General features: G+C 53.0%; 1 protein-coding gene. It reads right to left on the bottom strand.

Features of this window, described 5'->3' with window-relative positions:
- Window positions 1-557 (bottom strand): hydroxymethylbilane synthase (gene hemC / locus R8N47_RS27480; RefSeq protein WP_318186397.1); only part of this gene is annotated, 557 nt, incomplete at both ends.

The raw sequence follows: 557 nt of genomic DNA, 5'->3' as shown, positions 1-557 counted from the left end.
TTCTCCATCTTTACGGTGACCACGCACTTCGCCACGCACAATTTCGCTGCCATCTGGTTCACCGACGAGCGCGCGAAGCCAAATTTCATCACCTTCAAGTAGCGCGTAGCTACCGATTGGCACCTGACAGCCACCTTCAAGAGTTAGGTTCATGGCACGTTCGCACAACACGCGATCGGCGGTGTCTTTATGGTTGAGTGGCTCCAGAAGTTTGAGTAAGCGTTCGTCGTCTACGCGGCATTCAATACCGACTGCGCCTTGGCCAACCGCTGGCAGTGATTGTTCTGGTTCGATAAAGCTGCGAATTCGGTCTTCCAATTTCAAGCGTTTTAGACCTGCGGCAGCAAGAATGATAGCGTCGTACTCTCCCGCATCCAGTTTGCCAAGTCGAGTCCCCACGTTGCCACGTAGTTCTTTGATAATGATGTCTGGGCGGTATTCTTTCAGTTGGCATTGGCGACGCAAACTGCAAGTACCGACGACCGCACCTTGAGGGAGTTCATCAATGCTGCTATAGGTATTAGAAACGAAGGCGTCGCGAGGGTCTTCGCGCTCGC

The sequence above is a fragment of the Vibrio sp. 2132-1 genome, from assembly GCF_033344315.1.
The sequence above is the reverse complement of the archived record's forward strand: the minus strand, read 5'-3'. Positions and strand labels throughout refer to the sequence as shown.